The sequence below is a fragment of the Mesorhizobium sp. P5_C1 genome, from assembly GCF_054049815.1.
In genome coordinates this window covers 1-876 of the sequence record NZ_JBFULQ010001171.1, presented here as the reverse complement: position 1 = coordinate 876, position 876 = coordinate 1, and the positions used below count along the sequence as shown (strand labels likewise).

Here is an 876-nt window from a genome sequence, read left to right as displayed (position 1 = left end):
CAGTGATTACATTTTCTTGAATCGTGGTATGGGTGAGGGTGCTGTTTTGTGGAACGAAGGGAATGAAATGCGAAAGACAAAGGCGCCTCGCCGCACCGGCTATCACCATGGCAATTTGCGGGACGCGCTGATCGATGCCGCGGTTCAACTTGTCCAGGAAGGCGGCCCCGACAATGTGAGCGTGCGCGAAGTCGCAAAGCGGGCAGGCGTTTCTCCTGGCGCGCCCTTCCGCCACTTCAGCAACAAGACTGCACTTATGACGGCCGTCGCAGAGCAGGCAATGAGCCGTTTTCGATTAGAGATCACGGCAGAAGTTGAGAACGTTGCCACTGATGATCCAATCGCGCGCTTTACCGCTGTTGGAACAGCTTATCTGCGGTGGGCAATTCGAAACCCTACCCATTTCCAGATCATTTCGACACGGACTCTTATCGACTGGGAAAGCTCGGATTCGCTTCGTCAAGATAACCAAGTGGTGAGGTCTCTGATGGAGGAGTCGATGAAAGAAGCACAGCTACGACACATGCTCCGATCAGACGACATAGCGGAGACCCAGGTAGCTGCCAGAGCGTTGGTCTACGGGCTCGCAAAAGAGATTGGCAACTGTCTTCCCAGGTGCCTGAAACAAGTGGGGCAAGTCGGACGGAATGTAAGCCGCGCCATAGGATACCCAAGCTACCGCATCGCTCGTTCGGAACTGCACGCGATCAAACAGGCCGACGCTGACCTGAATGGCATGGTGGGCGTGACACTCAATCGGGCCAACTGCCTGCCCGATCCAGATACTTCCGCCAGACCAGAAGATGATCCTTCCAATGCCCGAGATCTGCATGCGCCTATTATGCCATAAATCTCGAAAAGAACAGAAATCATAGA

1 protein-coding gene is annotated in these 876 nt (G+C 54.3%); it reads left to right on the top strand.

From position 1 onward, the window contains the following. Positions 1-850: TetR/AcrR family transcriptional regulator (locus tag ACXJ7R_RS34675; protein ID WP_457155729.1), on the top strand; the 850-nt coding region annotated here is incomplete at its 5' end. Between the last annotated feature and the right edge of the window lie 26 nt (positions 851-876).